Raw genomic sequence first — 18,744 nt, 5'->3', positions numbered from 1 at the left:
TGGGCAGACAGGCCCAGCACGCTTCGCGGGGCCCCACCGGAACTGCTTCGGTGGGGCCCCGCGTCTGCAAAGGAAACGTCAACTCGGTTTCGCCCAAGGAATCTTGACGCCAATCGGTGTGTTGTTGTGATGTGCAGGACACCCCAGGGAACCTCGCTGCGTTGTACAACGTAAGCTGTACCGGTCCCGAAACGCGGCAAGTGGGGCGATAATGCGCGACACCCTCAACGGGGACCGTCGCGCGGACAGCCGGGCGGCGTGTCCGAAATAGTATGCATTGCGTCGGCAGTGTAGAACGGGAGATGTGACGGCAATGGCTACGGAAACTCCCCAGCTGAACGCAGCACGTGCCGTCCCCGCTGCCCCGGGCGGTCACCGGTGACGGGAACCGGCACGTCGCACGCCGTTGATCCGGAGCGCAGCACGCTCGACAAGGCCGCGGGCGAGAACTTCCCCGTGGCGCCTTTCTTCCTGCCCAAAGCCTGGCGCGCCGACCTCATGGCCGTGTACGGCTTCGCCCGCCTCGTCGACGACATCGGCGACGGCGACCTGGCCCCCGGCGGCGCCGACGCCCGTCTGCTCGGCGTGTCGCCCGAGGAGGCCGAGGACCGGCTGCTGCTCCTGGACGCCTTCGAAACCGACCTGAACCGGGTCTTCGACTCGACCCCGCGCCACCCGATCCTGCGCCGCCTCCAGCCGACCGTCGCGCGCCATGCGCTCACCCCCGAGCCCTTCCTCGGCCTGATCGCCGCCAACCGCCAGGACCAGCTCGTCAGCCGGTACGAGACCTACGACGACCTGCTCGCCTACTGCGAACTGTCGGCCAACCCCGTCGGCCGCCTGGTCCTCTCCGTGACCGGCACCTCGACCCCCGAACGCGTCCGGCTCTCGGACGCGATCTGCACGGCGCTTCAGATCGTCGAACACCTGCAGGACGTCGCCGAGGACCTCGGCCGCGACCGCATCTATCTGCCCGCCGAGGACATGAAGCAGTTCCATGTTCAAGAGGCGGATCTCGCCACGTCCACCGCGGGCGCATCGTTGCGCGCACTGGTTGCATACGAAGCACAACGCGCCGGCGATCTCCTGAATGAAGGCGCCCCCTTGGTGGGTAGCGTCCACGGCAGGTTGAAGCTGCTGCTCGCGGGGTTCGTGGCGGGGGGAAGGGCGGCGATCCGTGCGATCGCCGCCGCGGAATACGACGTACTTCCCGGCCCGCCCAAGCCCGGCAAGGTACAGCTGCTGCGCGAGGTGGGCGTGACTCTGCGAGGAGAGGGGTGATCCGGACCGTGGAGTCGGAACAACACGTGTCCGCACCGGTACTCGCCGCCTACAGCTACTGCGAGGCCGTCACCGGACAGCAGGCCCGTAACTTCGCGTACGGCATCAGGTTGCTGCCGACGTCCAAGCGCCGCGCGATGTCGGCGCTCTACGCGTTCTCCAGGCGCGTCGACGACATCGGCGACGGCGCGCTGGCCGACGAGGTCAAGGCGGCAAGACTCGAGGACACCAGGGCGCTGCTGACCCGGGTGCGCGACGGCTCGGTCGCCGAGGACGACATCGACCCGGTGGCGGTCGCCCTGACCCATGCCGCCGACACCTTCCCGATCCCGCTCGACGGTCTGGACGAGCTCATCGACGGCGTGCTGATGGACGTGCGCGGTGAGACGTACGAGACCTGGGACGACCTGAAGGTCTACTGCCGCTGTGTCGCGGGCGCCATCGGGCGGCTCTCGCTCGGCGTGTTCGGCACGGAACCGGGGGCGCGCGGCGCCGAGCGTGCCCCGGAGTACGCCGACACGCTGGGGCTCGCGCTGCAGCTCACCAACATCCTCAGAGACGTCCGCGAGGACGCCGAGGGCGGCCGTACCTATCTGCCCGCCGACGACCTCGCGAAATTCGGGTGCTCGGCCGGGTTCAGCGGGCCGACCCCGCCGGACGGCTCCGACTTCGCGGGCCTCGTGCACTTCGAAGTGCGACGGGCCCGCGCTCTTTTCGCCGAGGGCTATCGGCTGCTGCCCATGCTCGACCGGCGCAGCGGCGCCTGCGTCGCCGCGATGGCCGGCATCTACCGCCGCCTGCTCGACCGCATCGAGCGCGACCCGGAGGCCGTGCTGCGCGGCCGGGTCTCGCTGCCCGGGCGGGAGAAGGCGTATGTCGCCGTCCGCGGCCTGTCCGGCCTGGATGCGCGGCATGTGACGCGGAGGACCGTCAGGAGGCGCGCCTGATGGACAAAACGGTCCAAGGTGATGCCACTGGCGAAAAGCGGCACGCAACCCTCCGGACGGGGACGGCGTCCCTGACTGCAACGGTCTGCCGTGCACGGTTCAACCACGGCAGTCGCGCAGGGGAGGGCGCACGATGAGCGACGACGGCACGCGGTCCGACGAGCCGCTCGCGGATCCGGCGGGGCGTTCCGGAAGGGACGCCGTCGTGATCGGCGGCGGGCTCGCCGGCATCACCGCCGCGCTCGCGCTCGCCGACGCCGGAGTGCGCGTCACCCTGATCGAGGGCCGGCCGAGACTCGGTGGCCTGGCCTTCTCCTTCCAGCGCGGCGAACTGACCGTCGACAACGGACAGCATGTGTACCTGCGCTGCTGCACCGCCTACCGCTGGTTCCTCGACCGTATCGAGGGAACGGCGCTGGCGCCGCTGCAGGATCGTCTCGACGTGCCCGTACTCGACGTCGACAAGCCCGAGGGGCGGCGGCTCGGCCGCCTGCGGCGCGACGCGCTGCCGGTGCCTCTGCATCTGGGGCGCAGCCTCGCCACGTACCCGCATCTCTCGCTCGCCGAGCGGGCCAGAGTGGGGCGTGCCGCGCTCGCGCTCAAGGGGCTCGACCTCGCCGATCCGAACCTGGACACCCAGAACTTCGGCAGCTGGCTGACCGCCCACGGTCAGTCGGCGCGTGCCGTCGAGGCCCTGTGGGACCTGGTCGGGGTCGCCACCCTCAACGCGGTCGCGGGCGACTCCTCGCTGGGGCTCGCCGCGATGGTGTTCAAGACCGGTCTGCTGTCCGAACCGGGCGCGGCCGACATCGGATGGGCGCGCGTCCCGCTGGGCGAACTGCATGACCGGCTCGCCCACAAGGCGCTCGACTCCGCGGGCGTGCGTACCGAGGTCCGTACACGCGTCACCTCCATCTCTACTGACGAGAACGGGCGTTGGAGCGTTCAGGTTCCCGGCGAGACCCTCCGGGCGGACGCCGTCGTCCTCGCCGTACCCCAACGCGAGGCCCACGATCTTCTGCCCGCGGGCGCCCTCGACGCCCCTGACCAGCTGCTCGACATCGGCACCGCGCCGATCCTCAACGTGCACGTCGTCTATGACCGGAAGGTGCTGAACCAGCCGTTCTTCGCGGCCCTCGGCACCCCCGTGCAGTGGGTCTTCGACCGCACCGACGCGTCCGGCCTGCGCGAGGGCCAGTACCTGGCGCTGTCGCAGTCGGCCGCCCACGACGAGATCGAGGAACCGGTCGCCGCGCTGCGCGAGCGCTACCTGCCCGAACTGGAACGACTGCTGCCCGGCACCCGCGGTGCCGAGGTCAAGGACTTCTTCGTGACCAGGGAGCGCACGGCGACGTTCGCTCCCGCCCCAGGCGTCGGACGGCTGCGGCCCGGCGCCCGCACCAAAGCTCCCGGCCTGTACCTGGCCGGAGCGTGGACCGCCACCGGGTGGCCCGCGACCATGGAGAGTGCGGTCCGCAGTGGCGTGAGTGCGGCGGACGCCGCGCTGAGCGCCCTGGGCCGGCCCCGCCCCCGCCATCTCTTCGAGTTCGAGGAGGCGGCCTGATGCTCGATCAGCACGCGGCAGGCCCCCGCACCCCCGGTACCGCAACAAGAGGAGAGACTGTGCCCACTGTGCCCCCGGCCGAGACGGCTGCCGACGCGGTGGACGTGACCGCGCTCCTGGAGCGCGGCCGGACCCTTGCCACACCGGTACTGCGGGCGGCCGTCGACCGCCTGGCCCCTCCCATGGACACCGTTTCCGCCTACCACTTCGGCTGGATCGACGCCGAGGGCAACCCCGCCGACGGCGATGGCGGCAAGGCCGTTCGCCCCGCCCTCGCGGTGCTCTCGGCCGAGGTCACCGGCGCCGCTCCCGAGGTCGGCATCCCCGGCGCCGTGGCCGTCGAGCTCGTCCACAACTTCTCACTCCTGCACGACGACCTGATGGACGGCGACGAGCAGCGCCGCCACCGCGACACCGTCTGGAAGGTGCACGGCCCCGCCCAGGCGATCCTCGTCGGCGACGCCCTGTTCGCTCTCGCCAACGAGATCCTGCTGGAACTCGGCACCGTCGAGGCCGGCCGCGCCACCCGCCGCCTGACCACCGCCACCCGCGCCCTCATCGACGGCCAGGCGCAGGACATCTCCTACGAGCACCGCGACCGTGTCAGCGTCGAGGAGTGCCTGGAGATGGAGGGCAACAAGACCGGCGCCCTGCTCGCCTGCGCCAGCTCCATCGGCGCGGTGCTCGGCGGCGCGGACGACCGCACCGCCGACACCCTGGAGAAGTACGGCTACCACCTGGGCCTCGCCTTCCAGGCCGTCGACGACCTCCTCGGCATCTGGGGCGACCCGGTCTCCACCGGCAAGCAGACCTGGAGCGACCTGCGTCAGCGCAAGAAGTCCCTGCCGGTCGTGGCCGCGCTCGCGGCGGACGGCCCCGCCGCCGAGCGGCTCGGCGAGCTGCTCGCCGCCGACGCCAAGAGCAGCGACTTCGAGAACTTCTCCGAAGAGGAGTTCGCGGCCCGGGCCGACCTCATCGAGAAGGCCGGCGGCCGTGAGTGGACGGCCCAGGAGGCGCGCCGCCAGCACACCATCGCCATCGGTGCCCTCGACGCCATCGACATGCCCGACCGGGTGCGGGCTCAGTTCACGGCGCTCGCCGACTTCGTCGTCGTACGAAAGAGATGATCACTATCGGTCGAATAGCCCTCGCGTAGTCGCCGGCCGGTGCTGCGAGGAAAGGAAGAGCACCGGCCGACGGCGGACCCACAGCAGAGCACCACTTGCACACTGCACGAAGGGGAAGCCATGACAGCGACGACCGACGGAAGCACCGGGGCTCTCCCGCCCCGCGCTGCCTCGGCCAGCGAAACCGACAGCACCACCCCCGTGGCGGCGGGGGTACGCGATGCCGCCGTACGCGCCACACAACGTTCCACCGACTTCCTGCTCTCCCAGCAGGACGCCCAGGGCTGGTGGAAGGGCGACCTCGAGACCAACGTGACGATGGACGCCGAGGACCTGCTCCTACGGCAGTTCCTGGGGATCCTCGACGAGGCCACCGCGCAGGCCACCGCCCTGTTCGTCCGCGGCGAGCAGCGCGAGGACGGCACCTGGGCCAGCTTCTACGGCGGACCGGGCGAACTCTCCACCACCATCGAGGCGTACGTCGCCCTGCGCCTGGCCGGCGACACACCCGACGCACCGCACATGGCGAAGGCCTCGGAGTGGATCCGCGAGCAGGGCGGCGTCGCCTCGGCCCGCGTCTTCACCCGGATCTGGCTCGCCCTGTTCGGCTGGTGGAAGTGGGAGGACCTGCCCGAACTCCCGCCGGAACTCATCTACTTCCCGAAGTGGATGCCGCTCAACATCTACGACTTCGGGTGCTGGGCCCGGCAGACGATCGTGCCGTTGACCGTCGTGTCCGCGAAGCGGCCGGTACGGCCCGCGCCCTTTCCGCTCGACGAGCTGCACACCGACCCGGACCACCCGAACCCGCCCAAGCCCCTTGCCCCGGTGGCGAGTTGGGACGGTGTCTTCGAGCGCCTCGACAAGGCGCTGCACCAGCTGCGCAAGGTCGCGCCGCGAAAGCTGCGCAAGGCGGCCATGAACTCCGCCGCCCGCTGGATCATCGAGCGGCAGGAGAACGACGGCTGCTGGGGCGGCATTCAGCCGCCCGCCGTGTACTCGGTGATCGCGCTGTACCTGCTGGGCTACGACCTCGAACACCCGGTGATGCGCGAGGGGTTGGCCTCGCTGGACCGTTTCGCCGTGTGGCGCGAGGACGGCGCCCGGATGATCGAGGCCTGTCAGTCACCGGTGTGGGACACGTGCCTCGCCACCATCGCGCTCGCCGACGCGGGCGTGCCCGCAGATCACCCCCAGCTCGTCAAGGCGGCGGACTGGATGCTCGGCGAGGAGATCGTCCGGCCCGGCGACTGGGCGGTCAAGCGGCCCCAACTGCCGCCCGGCGGCTGGGCGTTCGAGTTCCACAACGACAACTACCCCGACATCGACGACACCGCCGAGGTGGTCCTCGCGCTGCGCCGCGTCAGCCACCACGACCCGGAGCGGCTGGAGAAGGCGATCGGGCGCGGGGTGCGCTGGAACCTCGGGATGCAGTCGAAGAACGGGGCGTGGGGCGCCTTCGACGTCGACAACACCAGCCCGTTCCCCAACCGGCTGCCGTTCTGCGACTTCGGCGAGGTCATCGACCCGCCGTCCGCGGACGTGACGGCCCATGTGGTGGAGATGCTGGCGGTCGAGGGGCTTTCCCACGACCCGCGCACCCGGCGCGGCATCGAGTGGCTGCTCGCCGAACAGGAGCCGGACGGCTCGTGGTTCGGGCGCTGGGGCGTCAACTACGTCTACGGCACCGGATCCGTCGTACCCGCCCTCGTCGCGGCCGGATTCCCCGGTTCGCACCCCGCGATCCGGCGGGCCGTGACCTGGCTGGAGTCGGTCCAGAACGACGACGGCGGCTGGGGCGAGGACCTGCGTTCGTACAAGTACGTCAAGGAGTGGAGCGGCCGCGGCGCCTCCACCGCCTCGCAGACGGCCTGGGCGCTGATGGCCCTGCTGGCGGCGGGCGAGAAGGACTCCAAGGCCGTCGAGCGCGGTGTCGAGTGGCTCGCGGCCACCCAGCTCGAGGACGGTTCCTGGGACGAGCCGTACTTCACCGGGACCGGCTTCCCCTGGGACTTCTCGATCAACTACCACCTCTACCGGCAGGTGTTCCCGCTCACCGCACTCGGCCGGTACGTGCACGGAGAGCCCTTCGCCAAAAAACCGCTCGCCGTGGTCAAGGGGGGTTGATGAGCACACAGCCCGCTCCGGCCCCGCTGCTGATCGCCTGCGCGCTCGGCATCGAGCACCTTGCCCTGCGCACGGGCGACCGCGGCGGGGCCGGCGGGCCGGTCACCATCGTGCGTACCGGCATGGGGCCCAAGGCGGCCGAGCGGTCCGTCACCCGGGCCCTGACCGACCCGGCCCTGCGCGAGGCCGCCGTGCTCGCCACCGGCTTCTGCGCCGGGCTCGCTCCCGGTATGCACCCCGGCGATCTGGTCGTCGCCGAGGAGACCCGGGATCCGGACGGAACCGTTCCCTGCTTCGCGACCGACCTACTCGTCAAGGAGCTCGCGCGGGCCGTGCCCGGGCGCACCGTCCACACCGGCCCCGTCACCGGCTCCGATCACGTCGTGCGCGGTCACGAACGGTCGGATCTGCTCGCGACCGGCGCAATCGCGGTCGACATGGAATCCGCTGCGACGCTCCTGAGCGCCGTTCGCACCGGCGAGCGCCCGGTTGCGGCCGTCCGAGTGGTCGTGGACGCTCCTGAACATGAACTCGTCCGGATCGGCACGGTGCGCGGTGGAATATCAGCTTTCCGCGTCCTTCGTTCCGTTCTTCCAGCTTTCTTCGAATGGCACCGTTCCTTGCTGCTCCCCAGGAGGTGAGCCAGATGGCCATGCCGCTGCGTCAGTCCATCAAGGTTGCTACGTACTTGGCTGAACAGAAGCTCCGCAAGCGGGACAAGTTCCCGCTGATCGTGGAACTGGAACCCCTCTTCGCATGCAACCTGAAGTGCGAGGGCTGCGGCAAGATCCAGCACCCGGCAGGCGTGCTCAAGCAGCGCATGCCGGTCGCGCAGGCTGTCGGGGCGGTGCTCGAATCCGGTGCGCCGATGGTGTCCATCGCCGGCGGCGAACCCCTGATGCACCCCCAGATCGACGAGATCGCACGGCAGTTGGTGGCCAAGAAGAAGTACGTCTTCCTCTGCACCAACGCCATGCTGCTGCGCAAGAAGATGGACAAGTTCAAGCCCTCTCCCTACTTCGCCTTCGCCGTGCACATCGACGGGCTGCGCGAGCGGCACGACGAGTCCGTGGCGAAGGAGGGTGTGTTCGACGAGGCCGTGGAGGCCATCAAGGAGGCCAAGAAGCGCGGCTTCCGGGTCACCACCAACTCGACCTTCTTCAACACCGACACTCCGCAGACCATCATCGAGGTGCTCAACTTCCTCAATGACGACCTGCACGTCGACGAGATGATGATCTCGCCCGCCTACGCCTACGAGAAGGCGCCCGACCAGGAGCACTTCCTGGGCGTCGAGCAGACCCGAGAGCTGTTCAAGAAGGCCTTCGCGGGCGGCAACCGCAAGAAGTGGCGGCTCAACCACTCGCCCCTGTTCCTCGACTTCCTCGAGGGCAAGGTCGACTTCCCGTGCACGGCGTGGGCGATCCCGAACTACTCGCTCTTCGGCTGGCAGCGCCCCTGCTACCTGATGAGCGACGGGTACGTGCCGACCTACCGCGAGCTGATCGAGGACACCGACTGGGACAAGTACGGCCGCGGCAAGGACCCGCGCTGCGCCAACTGCATGGCGCACTGCGGCTACGAGCCCACCGCCGTCCTCGCCACCATGGGGTCCCTGAAGGAGTCCCTGCGCGCCATGCGCGAGACGGTCTCCGGAAACCGGGAGTGACACGATGACCGCCATCTCCTTGGGCGTCCCCGAGGTACCGGCCCGTCCGATCGCCGAGCGGCGCGTGTCGCGGCAGATCCACGTCGGGCCGGTGGCGGTCGGGGGCGGGGCCCCGGTGTCGGTGCAGTCGATGACGACGACCCGTACCTCCGACATCGGAGCCACCCTGCAGCAGATCGCGGAACTCACCGCGTCCGGCTGCCAGATCGTCCGCGTGGCCTGTCCCACGCAGGACGACGCGGACGCGCTCGCGACCATCGCCCGCAAGTCGCAGATCCCGGTGATCGCGGACATCCACTTCCAGCCGAAGTACGTGTTCGCGGCGATCGAGGCCGGCTGCGCGGCGGTGCGGGTCAACCCCGGCAACATCAAGCAGTTCGACGACAAGGTGAAGGAGATCGCGCGGGCCGCGAAGGATCACGGCACGCCGATCCGGATCGGGGTCAACGCGGGCTCGCTCGACAAGCGGCTGCTGCAGAAGTACGGGAAGGCGACCCCGGAAGCCCTCGTCGAGAGCGCGCTGTGGGAGGCGTCGCTCTTCGAGGAGCACGGCTTCCGGGACATCAAGATCTCGGTCAAGCACAACGACCCGGTCGTGATGATCGAGGCGTACAAGCAGCTCGCGGCGCAGTGCGACTACCCGCTCCACCTCGGGGTGACCGAGGCCGGTCCGGCCTTCCAGGGCACGATCAAGTCGGCCGTAGCCTTCGGGGCACTGCTCTCGCAGGGCATCGGCGACACGATCCGGGTCTCGCTGAGCGCCCCGCCCGCCGAGGAGGTCAAGGTCGGCCTCCAGATCCTGGAGTCGCTGAACCTCAAGCAGCGGCGGCTGGAGATCGTCTCCTGCCCGTCGTGCGGCCGCGCCCAGGTCGACGTCTACAAGCTGGCCGACGAGGTCACGGCAGGCCTCGAGGGCATGGAAGTCCCCTTGCGGGTCGCGGTCATGGGCTGTGTGGTCAACGGCCCGGGCGAGGCACGGGAGGCGGATCTGGGGGTCGCCTCCGGCAACGGCAAGGGCCAGATCTTCGTCAAGGGCGAGGTCATCAAGACCGTCCCCGAGTCGAAGATCGTGGAGACCCTCATCGACGAGGCGATGAAGATCGCCGAGCAGATGGAACAGGACGGGGCCGCATCGGGCGCCCCCACCGTCACGGGCAAACCGGCAGTGACGGTGAGCTGAAGCGAGGCACGGACCGAGAGGGGGCCCGAGCGTGACGATTCTGGAGAACATCCGGGGACCACGCGACCTGAAGGCGCTGTCCGAGGCGGAACTCGGTGAACTCTCCGAAGAGATCCGGGAGTTCCTGGTGCACGCGGTCGCCAGGACCGGCGGACACCTCGGACCGAACCTGGGGGTGGTGGAACTCTCCATCGCCCTCCACCGGGTCTTCGAGTCGCCGGTCGACCGCATCGTGTGGGACACCGGTCACCAGAGCTACGTGCACAAGCTGCTGACAGGTCGTCAGGACTTCTCCAAGCTGCGCGGCAAGGGCGGCCTGTCCGGCTACCCGTCGCGCGAGGAGTCCGAGCACGACATCGTCGAGAACAGCCACGCCTCCACGGCGCTCGGCTGGGCCGACGGCCTAGCCAAGGCCCGCCAGGTGCAGGGCGAGAAGGGGCACGTCGTCGCGGTCATCGGCGACGGCGCGCTCACCGGCGGCATGGCCTGGGAGGCACTGAACAACATCGCGGCCGCCAAGGACCGGCCGCTGATCATCGTCGTCAACGACAACGAGCGCTCGTACGCGCCGACCATCGGCGGCCTGGCGAACCACCTGGCCACCCTGCGCACCACCGACAGCTACGAGAAGGTGCTCGCCTGGGGCAAGGACGTGCTGTTGCGCACGCCCGTCGTCGGCCACACCGTCTACGAGTCGCTGCACGGCGCGAAGAAGGGTTTCAAGGACGCGTTCGCCCCGCAGGGCATGTTCGAGGACCTGGGCCTGAAGTACGTGGGTCCGATCGACGGGCACGACATCGGCGCCGTCGAGTCCGCGCTGCGGCGCGCGAAACGCTTCCACGGGCCGGTGCTCATTCATTGCCTGACCGAGAAGGGCCGCGGCTACGAGCCCGCCCTCGCCCACGAGGAGGACCACTTCCACACCGTCGGCGTGATGGACCCGCTCACCTGCGAGCCCCTCGCACCGTCCAACGGCCCTTCCTGGACCTCGGTGTTCGGCGACGAGATCGTCGCGATCGGGGAGGAACGGGAGGACGTCGTGGCGATCACGGCGGCCATGCTGCACCCGGTCGGGCTCGGCAAGTTCGCCGCACGCTTCCCGGACCGCGTATGGGACGTCGGCATCGCCGAACAGCACGCGGCCGTGTCCGCGGCCGGGCTCGCGACGGGCGGACTGCACCCGGTCGTCGCCGTCTACGCCACCTTCCTCAACCGTGCCTTCGACCAGCTCCTGATGGACGTGGCGCTGCACCGCTGCGGGGTCACGTTCGTCCTGGACCGGGCCGGCGTCACGGGTGTCGACGGGCCCTCCCACAACGGCATGTGGGACATGTCCATCCTTCAGGTCGTGCCCGGGCTCAGGATCGCCGCCCCCCGCGACGCCGACCAGCTGCGCGCCCAGCTGCGCGAGGCCGTCGCCGTCGACGACGCGCCGACCCTGGTCCGCTTCCCGAAGGAGTCGGTGGGTCCGGAGGTCCCGGCGATCGACCGGGTGGGCGGGCTCGACGTCCTGCACCGGGGCCAGGACACGCCCGACGTGCTGCTCGTCGCCGTCGGCGTGATGGCGCCCGTCTGTCTGCAGGCCGCCGAACTGCTGGAGGCCCGCGGGATCTCGTGCACCGTCGTCGACCCGCGCTGGGTCAAGCCCGTCGACCCGGCGCTCCCGGGCCTCGCCGCCGAACACCGTCTGGTGGCCGTCGTCGAGGACAACAGCCGCGCGTCCGGAGTCGGCGCCGCGGTGGCGCTGGCCCTCGGTGACGCCGAAGTCGACGTCCCCGTACGGCGGTTCGGCATCCCGGAGCAGTTCCTCGCGCACGCCAAGCGCGGGGAGGTGCTCGCCGACATCGGGCTCACGCCGGTGGAGGTCGCCGGACGGATCAGCGCGAGCCTCGCCGTCAAGGAGGCCGAGGACACCCTGGCCGTCAAGGAGGCGGCCGCGAGCAGCGAGGCGGCCGCGCCAGTCAAGGAGAAGGCTGAATGACCAAGGAGTTCGACCTCTGCGCTCTCCTGGCCGAGCGCGGATCCGAGCGTTACGAGCTGCACGGGAAGTACCTGAACCACCAACTCCCGCGCATGCTGCACACCATCGGCTTCGACAAGGTCTACGAGCGCGCCGAGGGCGCCCACTTCTGGGACGCGGACGGCAACGACTACCTGGACATGCTCGCCGGGTTCGGGGTGATGGGCCTGGGCCGCCACCACCCGGTCGTCCGCAAGGCGCTGCACGACGTCCTCGACGCCGGCCTCGCCGACCTCACCCGCTTCGACTGCCAGCCGCTGCCCGGGCTGCTGGCCGAGAAGCTCCTCACGCACAGCCCGCACCTGGACCGCGTGTTCTTCGGCAACAGCGGTACGGAGGCGGTGGAGACCGCGCTGAAGTTCGCCCGGTACGTCACCGGGAAGCCCAGGATCCTGTACTGCGACCACGCCTTCCACGGCCTGACCACCGGGTCGCTCTCGGTCAACGGCGAGGACGGCTTCCGGGACGGCTTCGCCCCTCTGCTGCCGGACACCGCCGTCCCGCTCGGTGATCTCGACGCCCTGGGGCGGGAGTTGAAGAAGGGCGACGTCGCCGCCCTGATCGTCGAGCCGATCCAGGGCAAGGGCGTGCACGAGGCCCCGCCCGGCTATCTCCGCGCAGCCCAGGAACTCCTGCACAAGCACAAGGCCCTGCTCATCGCCGACGAGGTGCAGACGGGCCTGGGCAGGACCGGCGACTTCTACGCCTACCAGCACGAGGACGGCGTCGAACCCGACCTGGTGTGTGTGGCCAAGGCACTCTCCGGCGGCTATGTGCCCGTCGGCGCCACCCTCGGCAAGGACTGGATCTTCAAGAAGGTCTACTCGTCGATGGACCGGGTGCTGGTCCACTCGGCGAGCTTCGGGGCCAACGCCCAGGCCATGGCGGCCGGCCTCGCCGTGCTGTCGGTCATGGAGAACGAGCAGGTCGTCGCCAACGCCCGTGCCACCGGCGAGCAGTTGAGGTCCCGGCTCGCGGCGCTGACCGACAAGTACGAGCTGCTCGCCGACGTCCGCGGCCGGGGCCTGATGATCGGCATCGAGTTCGGCAGGCCCAAGTCGCTGAAGTTGCGCAGCCGTTGGACCATGCTGCAGGCCGCGCGCAAGGGCCTGTTCGCGCAGATGGTCGTCGTACCGCTGCTCCAGCGGCACCGGATCCTCACCCAGGTCTCCGGCGACCACCTGGAGGTGATCAAGCTGATCCCACCGCTGATCATCGGGGAGCAGGACGTGGATCGGTTCGTCGACGCCTTCACGGCAGTCATGGACGACGCGCACAGCGGCGGCGGCCTGATGTGGGACTTCAGCAAGACGCTGGTGAAGCAGGCGGTCGCCAACCGGTAGGCGCCACAGCGGCGGCTTTTGCCTCTGAGGCAAGAAAATTGCCCCAGGGGCAAGGCTGCGGCTCAATGGAGGTATGAGCTCCCCGGAAGCCGAGTCCGAGCCAGAGGCCGGACCGGACCTGCCCGCCGTCGCACCCCAGCTCCGCGCGCTGCGCCGCCGTGCCTCCCTCACCCTGGAGGCCGCGGCCCGCGCCGCCGGGCTGTCGCCGGCCCACCTCTCCCGGCTCGAGACCGGGCAGCGCCAGCCTTCGCTGCCTATGCTGCTCGCCCTCGCCCGTGTCTACGGTACGACCGTCTCGGAGCTGCTCGGCGAGACGGTCGCCGACCGGGACGCCGTCGTACGCGCCGCAGACATGGAACCGACCGCCGCGGGCGGCTGGACCTACTGGCAGGCCGGCGCCTCCGGCCGCGGCATGCAGGCACTGCGCGTCCATGTGCCGCACGGAGCGCAGGGCGACATCGTGCGCGTGCACCCCGGCGAGGAGTGGCTGTACGTCCTCAAGGGGCGGCTGCGGCTGCGCCTCGGAGACACCACGCACCGGCTCGCCCCCGGCGACAGCGCGCACTTCGACTCGCTGACCCCGCACCGGATCGCCGCCCAGGATCCCGACGGCGTCGAACTCCTCTTCGTCCACACCCTGCTGCAGAGCCCCACGGCCACGCTGTGCCTGGGCCCGATCACCGGAGGCACGCCATGAGCAACAGCGACAACAGCGACATGGAAGAGAAGTTCCCCCGCGCCCTGTGGGTGCGCCTGATCATCTACATCGCCGTCGGACACCTCTTCGCGGCCTTCATGTACCTGCTGTTCGAGGTGGGGGCGAAGTAGGCGGCCCGGCGCCCGCTCCGGCAGCCGCCCCCGGCTCAGTCGAGCAGCCGCTCGCGAAGGCTCTCGCGCAGCTCCGGGCCGAGTCCCAGTCCCTGCTCCAGGTAGGTGTCGACGTCGCCCCACGTCTCCCCGATCGTCTCGAAGGCCGCCGTCAGATACTCGGCGCGCGCCTCGAAGAGGGGGCTGAGCAGTTCCATGACCTCGGGGGAGTAACCGGCGGCGGAGCTGCTGCTGCGGTGCACCTTGTAGCGGCGGTGCTTGGCGTTGGACTCCAGGTAGTCCGCGACGATCGCCTCGCGCTCGACGCCCAGGGCGAGCAGCGTCACGGCTATGGACAGGCCCGCGCGGTCCTTGCCCGCCGCGCAGTGCATCAGTGCGGGCACGCTGTCGTCGGCGAGCGAGCGCAGCACGCGCGCGTGCTCGCCGGTGCGCTCTTTGATGATCGTGCGGTACGAGACGATCATGCGGTTCGCGGCCTTGCCGTCGTCGAGGATCGCGCGCAGCTGGTCGATCTCGCCGTCGCGGACCATCTTCCAGAACTCGGAGCCGTCCGCCGGGTCGCTCAGGGGCAGGTTCACATTGCGCACGCCCGGCAGCTCGACGTCGGGCCCTTCCAGCTTCTGGTCGGCCGCGTTGCGGAAGTCGAAGATCGTGTGCAGCCCCAGGGAGCTGAGGAAGGCGGCGTCCTCCTGGGTCGCGTGTGCGAGGTGGCCGCTGCGGAACAGCACTCCGTGCCGCACCCGCCGTCCGTCCACGGTCGGAAGTCCACCCACATCGCGGAAGTTGCGGACTCCGGCCAGCTCGGGCTCGGTCGACGGGATCTGCTGCGTCACGGGGGCTCCTCCCAGTCCGCCCCGCCGGCGCGGCTCGTCGGCGGGCACGCTCTCGACGATACGACATGGATTCCTTGGGCAATGAGTTGTCCACAGGCGTTGCCGACAGGCCCCACGGCCCTTGATGATGTTGGTCATTGATCGCACCTGTTCGGATGTGTGAGGCCTTGATGCTGGAGATCTCCGACAACGGCCGTACCTGGCTCCTCTCCGGGACGACCAGCAGTTACGCCGTCCACCTCACCGAGGCGGACGAGCTCCTGCACCTGCACTGGGGGCCGCGGATCGCGCTCGCGGACGCCGAGGCCCTCGCCGTCCGCCCGCTGCCCGACTACCGGCCCTTCGAGGCCCCGCTCGACGGGCGCGAGGAGTACCCGGTCGAGGGCGGACCCCGCTTCGCACGGCCCGCCCTGTCGGTGCGCACCGACGAGCGGCGCGGCACCGAGTGGCACTTCGAGGCGTACGACGTCGAGGGCGGGGACGACGGCGAGCTGCGCCTGCGTTTCCGTGACGGCGGGCTGACGGTCACGCTCCACTACCGGATGCGACACGACGTCGTAGAACGCTGGGTGACCCTCGACAACGAGGGGTCCGCCCTGGAGCTGCTGCGGGCCGACTCCGCCGTCTGGACGCTGCCCGACCGGGAGGACTGGCGGCTGTCGCAGCTGCACGGGCGCTGGGCCGCCGAGTCCCGGCTGACCGCGTCCCCTCTCACCTACGGTGAGAAGATCATCGGCAGCCGTCGCGGCCACACCGGGCATCAGCACCTGCCGTGGGTCGCGCTCGACACCGACGCGACCGAGGAGCGCGGCGAGGTCTACGGCTGCGCTCTCGGCTGGTCGGGTTCCTGGCGGATCGCGGTGGCACAACTCCCGGACGCGCGCGTGCAGATCACCGGCGGTGCCGGATACGACGACTCCGGGCTGCTGCGCCTGGAGGCGGGGGAGTCGTACACGACCCCCGTCTTCGCCGGCCTGTGGAGCGACGGCGGCTTCGGCGGTGCGAGCCGCGCCTGGCACGCCTACCAGCGCGCGTACGTCGTCCCGGACGCGGACCGGGACCGGCCGGTGCTGTTCAACTCCTGGGAGGCCACGGAGTTCGACATCTCCGAGGAGCAGCAGGGGACGCTCGCCCGGCGGGCCGCGGCGATCGGTGTCGAGCTGTTCGTGGTCGACGACGGCTGGTTCGGGAAGCGCGTCAGCGACCGGGCCGGACTCGGCGACTGGACGGTCAACCCGGACCGCTTCCCGAACGGCCTCAAGCCCCTCGCCGACTATGTGCACGCCCTCGGCATGCAGTTCGGCATCTGGGTCGAGCCCGAGATGGTCAATCCGGACAGCGATCTCTACCGCGCCCATCCCGACTGGGTGCAGTTCCAATCGGGACGAAAGCGGACGGAGTTCCGTAATCAGCTCGTACTGAACCTGGCCCGGGAGGACGTTCAGGAGTACCTCTGGGGGCAGCTCGACGCGCTCCTTTCCAGTGCCCCGATCGACTACGTGAAGTGGGACTTCAACCGCTGCTTCACCGACGCGGGCTGGCCCGGCGAGCCCTACCCGCAGCGGCTCTGGGTCGACCATGTCCGCGGGTTCTACGCGCTGTTGGACCGCCTGCGGGCGGCCCACCCGGGCGTCGCCTTCGAATCCTGCTCGGGCGGCGGCGGCCGTATCGACCTCGGCGTCCTGAGCCGTACGGACCAGGTGTGGACCTCCGACAACACCGACCCGCTCGACCGGCTCGCCATCCAGCACGGCTTCAGCCAGATCCACCCCGCGCGCGTGATGGCCGCCTGGGTCACCGACAGCCCCAACACCCAGCTCAACGACCGGGTCAGCTCGCTGCGCTTCCGGTTCGTGAGTGCCATGGCCGGCGTGCTCGGGGTCGGCGGGGACCTCACCCGGTGGACCGAGGAGGAGCTCGCCGAGGCCGGTGGGTGGGTGGGGCTCTACAAAGAGATCCGGCCGCTCGTGCAGCACGGGGACCTCTATCGGCTGCGGTCTCCGCGGGGCGGGCTGAGTGCGGTGCAGTACGTGCGCGGGGACGAGGCGGTCGTCCTCGCCTGGCTCCAGGCGCAGAGCTACGGCGAACCCGTTCCGGCGCTGCGACTGCGCGGCCTCGACCCGACAGCCTCGTATGAATGCCGTGAAACGGGCGAAGTTCACAGAGGTGCCGTACTGCTGCATCACGGACTGCGTACCGGATTGCGTGGCGACCTCGACGCCGCAGTTTTCCGCCTGCGTCGCATCTGAGTGTTCTGTCCGAATTGGTATCTTGGTTGGGATTCAGTCCTGTTCAGTTGCCTTCGCATGCCTTCGCTCCAACTCGCTCCGGAATAGGGAGTCCTGGGGTGAGGGTGCGTGAGGAGCGTCATATTCGTGACCGTGCGTGGCCCGTCATGTCCACGTAATTCACGTGCTTTACATGGGGATTTGGGTGAGGCGGCGCCCTCGGAATTCACGCAGGGTGACCGGGAATTTTCTCAGGGGATCTACAGAAACGGATTCATAGGGAACCGTCGCTTGTCCCTTTGCGTCCCGGTCGCTTACGTTCGCCACCAATCCGGACGGACGCCCAATCCTGCCGCCGCCCGGAATCCGCACAACTCACCCGTGAACGGCAGGAGCGGGGGACCCACAGGACTTACCGCCTGTTCCGGTCTCCGGAACGGCTAGGGGTAAAGCCGCGTGCAGCGCGGCCGGGCATCTCCAGCCCGCACCCGACAGCTCACCTCGTAGGCGCCGGAGAGGAATTCGCCATGCCCGCCAAGGGTAAGCACCGCCGCCCGAAGCCCCAGCGCTTCACCCGCACCATCGCCGTCGCCGGAACCGGTGGCGCCGCACTCGCTCTTCCACTCATAGGTGCTACCGGCGCCCATGCCAGCACAGCGCAGTCCGTTTCTCAGTCCGTTTCCCAGTCGGTTTCGGAAAAGACCGTCCAGTCCCTTCCGGCCGCCGAGAAGAAGAGCGCCGCGAACAAGGCGGGTGCACGGACCTATTCGGTGCGGGCAGGCGATTACCTCGCGAAGATCGCCGACGAGCAGCACGTCGCCGGCGGCTGGAAGAAGCTCTACTCGGACAATCGACGGGCCGTCGGCGACGACCCGTCCCTGATCCACCCGGGCCTGAAGCTCTCGATCGGCAAGAAGGCCCCGGCGAGCACCGCCAAGTCCTCGTCCTCGCCTTCCTCTTCGTCCGCCTCGAAGACGTCCGCTTCGTCGAATTCCTCGAATTCCTCGAACCAGACGGCCGCCACGCAGGCCTCCGACTCCACCGGCTTCACCCTCCCGGTGACCGGTGCCACCATCGGCACCGGCTACCACGTGGCCGGCAGCATGTGGTCCAGCGGGTACCACACCGGCGTGGACTTCGTGGTCCCGACCGGCACGTCCCTCAAGGCCGTTGGCGCGGGCACGGTCGTCTCCGCGGGCTGGGGCGGCGCGTACGGCAACCAGGTCGTCATCAAGCTCGCCGACGGCTACTACGCGCAGTACGGCCACCTTTCCCAGCTCTCCGTTTCGGCCGGCCAGACCGTGACCGAGGGCCAGCAGATCGGCCTCTCCGGCGCGACCGGCAACGTGACCGGCCCGCACCTGCACTTCGAGATCCGCACCACGCCGGACTACGGCTCCGACGTGGACCCGGTCGCCTACCTCCGCTCGAAGGGCGTCGCCGTCGGCTGACGCCCCCTCAGAACCACCTGCCTGACACGCTGCCGAAGGCCGGACCCCGATCCCCGGGTCCGGCCTTCGGTGTGTCCGGGGTGTCGACAGCGCGGGGTGCGGACGGCACAGTGATCCCCGTCCGTGATGCAAGCGCTTTCTAGCGC

General features: G+C 69.8%; 16 protein-coding genes and 1 riboswitch. Of the genes, 15 read left to right on the top strand and 1 reads right to left on the bottom strand.

Translation table 11 applies throughout. The annotated features are described in order from the left end of the window. Positions 1-378 precede the first annotated feature (378 nt). From hpnC to OG303_RS10355, 13 genes are all read left to right on the top strand, one after another. Positions 379-1,281, top strand: a complete 903-nt coding sequence (gene hpnC, locus OG303_RS10415) for a squalene synthase HpnC (protein WP_405867120.1) — start codon at positions 379-381, stop codon at positions 1,279-1,281. Then, complete coding sequence (gene hpnD, locus OG303_RS10410; RefSeq protein ID WP_405867118.1) at positions 1,278-2,228, top strand: presqualene diphosphate synthase HpnD; 951 nt, start codon at positions 1,278-1,280, stop codon at positions 2,226-2,228. The genes hpnC and hpnD overlap by 4 nt, the downstream gene beginning before the upstream one ends. Next, a complete protein-coding gene (locus OG303_RS10405; protein WP_405867116.1) occupies positions 2,228-2,365 on the top strand; it encodes a DUF6380 family protein in 138 nt (45 codons plus the stop codon). The genes hpnD and OG303_RS10405 overlap by 1 nt, the downstream gene beginning before the upstream one ends. Continuing rightward, positions 2,362-3,792 carry a hydroxysqualene dehydroxylase HpnE gene (hpnE, locus tag OG303_RS10400; protein WP_405867114.1) on the top strand — a complete coding sequence of 477 codons (1,431 nt, stop codon included), beginning with the start codon at positions 2,362-2,364 and terminating at the stop codon, positions 3,790-3,792. The genes OG303_RS10405 and hpnE overlap by 4 nt, the downstream gene beginning before the upstream one ends. Continuing rightward, on the top strand, positions 3,792-4,919 hold the full coding sequence (locus tag OG303_RS10395) for a polyprenyl synthetase family protein (protein ID WP_405867112.1): 1,128 nt from the start codon (positions 3,792-3,794) through the stop codon (positions 4,917-4,919). The genes hpnE and OG303_RS10395 overlap by 1 nt, the downstream gene beginning before the upstream one ends. A gap of 120 nt (positions 4,920-5,039) precedes the next feature. Continuing rightward, complete coding sequence (shc, locus tag OG303_RS10390; protein ID WP_405867110.1) at positions 5,040-7,046, top strand: squalene--hopene cyclase; 2,007 nt, start codon at positions 5,040-5,042, stop codon at positions 7,044-7,046. Then, complete coding sequence (locus OG303_RS10385; protein WP_405867108.1) at positions 7,046-7,687, top strand: 1-hydroxy-2-methyl-2-butenyl 4-diphosphate reductase; 642 nt, start codon at positions 7,046-7,048, stop codon at positions 7,685-7,687. The genes shc and OG303_RS10385 overlap by 1 nt, the downstream gene beginning before the upstream one ends. A gap of 5 nt (positions 7,688-7,692) precedes the next feature. Further along, positions 7,693-8,715, top strand: coding sequence for an adenosyl-hopene transferase HpnH (gene hpnH / locus OG303_RS10380; RefSeq protein ID WP_405877167.1), 1,023 nt, complete (start codon positions 7,693-7,695; stop codon positions 8,713-8,715). Positions 8,716-8,719: 4 nt separating this feature from the next. After that, the gene (gene ispG, locus OG303_RS10375) at positions 8,720-9,895 is read left to right on the top strand and encodes a flavodoxin-dependent (E)-4-hydroxy-3-methylbut-2-enyl-diphosphate synthase (RefSeq protein ID WP_405867106.1); all 1,176 of its coding nucleotides are present in this window, start codon (positions 8,720-8,722) and stop codon (positions 9,893-9,895) included. A 31-nt stretch (positions 9,896-9,926) separates the two neighbouring features. Then, complete coding sequence (dxs, locus tag OG303_RS10370) at positions 9,927-11,876, top strand: 1-deoxy-D-xylulose-5-phosphate synthase (RefSeq protein WP_405867104.1); 1,950 nt, start codon at positions 9,927-9,929, stop codon at positions 11,874-11,876. Beyond that, a complete protein-coding gene (locus OG303_RS10365; protein ID WP_405867102.1) occupies positions 11,873-13,258 on the top strand; it encodes an aspartate aminotransferase family protein in 1,386 nt (461 codons plus the stop codon). The genes dxs and OG303_RS10365 overlap by 4 nt, the downstream gene beginning before the upstream one ends. 73 nt (positions 13,259-13,331) lie before the next feature. After that, entirely contained in the window at positions 13,332-13,955 is a 624-nt protein-coding gene (locus OG303_RS10360; RefSeq protein ID WP_405867100.1) for a helix-turn-helix domain-containing protein, read from the top strand. Beyond that, positions 13,952-14,086 (top strand): DUF6126 family protein, encoded by a 135-nt coding sequence (locus OG303_RS10355; RefSeq protein WP_405867098.1) that lies wholly within the window; start codon positions 13,952-13,954, stop codon positions 14,084-14,086. The genes OG303_RS10360 and OG303_RS10355 overlap by 4 nt, the downstream gene beginning before the upstream one ends. A 35-nt stretch (positions 14,087-14,121) precedes the next feature. Here the strand turns inward: OG303_RS10355 and OG303_RS10350 are convergent, their stop codons facing one another. After that, the gene (locus OG303_RS10350; protein ID WP_405867096.1) at positions 14,122-14,919 is read right to left on the bottom strand and encodes a tyrosine-protein phosphatase; all 798 of its coding nucleotides are present in this window, start codon (positions 14,917-14,919) and stop codon (positions 14,122-14,124) included. Positions 14,920-15,089: 170 nt separating this feature from the next. Between OG303_RS10350 and OG303_RS10345 the strand changes: the two genes are divergently transcribed. Then, the gene (locus OG303_RS10345) at positions 15,090-17,168 is read left to right on the top strand and encodes an alpha-galactosidase (protein ID WP_405867094.1); all 2,079 of its coding nucleotides are present in this window, start codon (positions 15,090-15,092) and stop codon (positions 17,166-17,168) included. Between the two features lie 325 nt (positions 17,169-17,493). Beyond that, positions 17,494-17,670: riboswitch (cyclic di-AMP (ydaO/yuaA leader) on the top strand. Between the two features lie 4 nt (positions 17,671-17,674). Next, on the top strand, positions 17,675-18,598 hold the full coding sequence (locus OG303_RS10340; protein WP_405867092.1) for a peptidoglycan DD-metalloendopeptidase family protein: 924 nt from the start codon (positions 17,675-17,677) through the stop codon (positions 18,596-18,598). Positions 18,599-18,744: the final 146 nt, after the last annotated feature.

It is taken from the genome of Streptomyces sp. NBC_00005 (assembly GCF_045160215.1).
GTDB lineage: Bacteria > Actinomycetota > Actinomycetes > Streptomycetales > Streptomycetaceae > Streptomyces.
The sequence above is the reverse complement of the archived record's forward strand: the minus strand, read 5'-3'. Positions and strand labels throughout refer to the sequence as shown.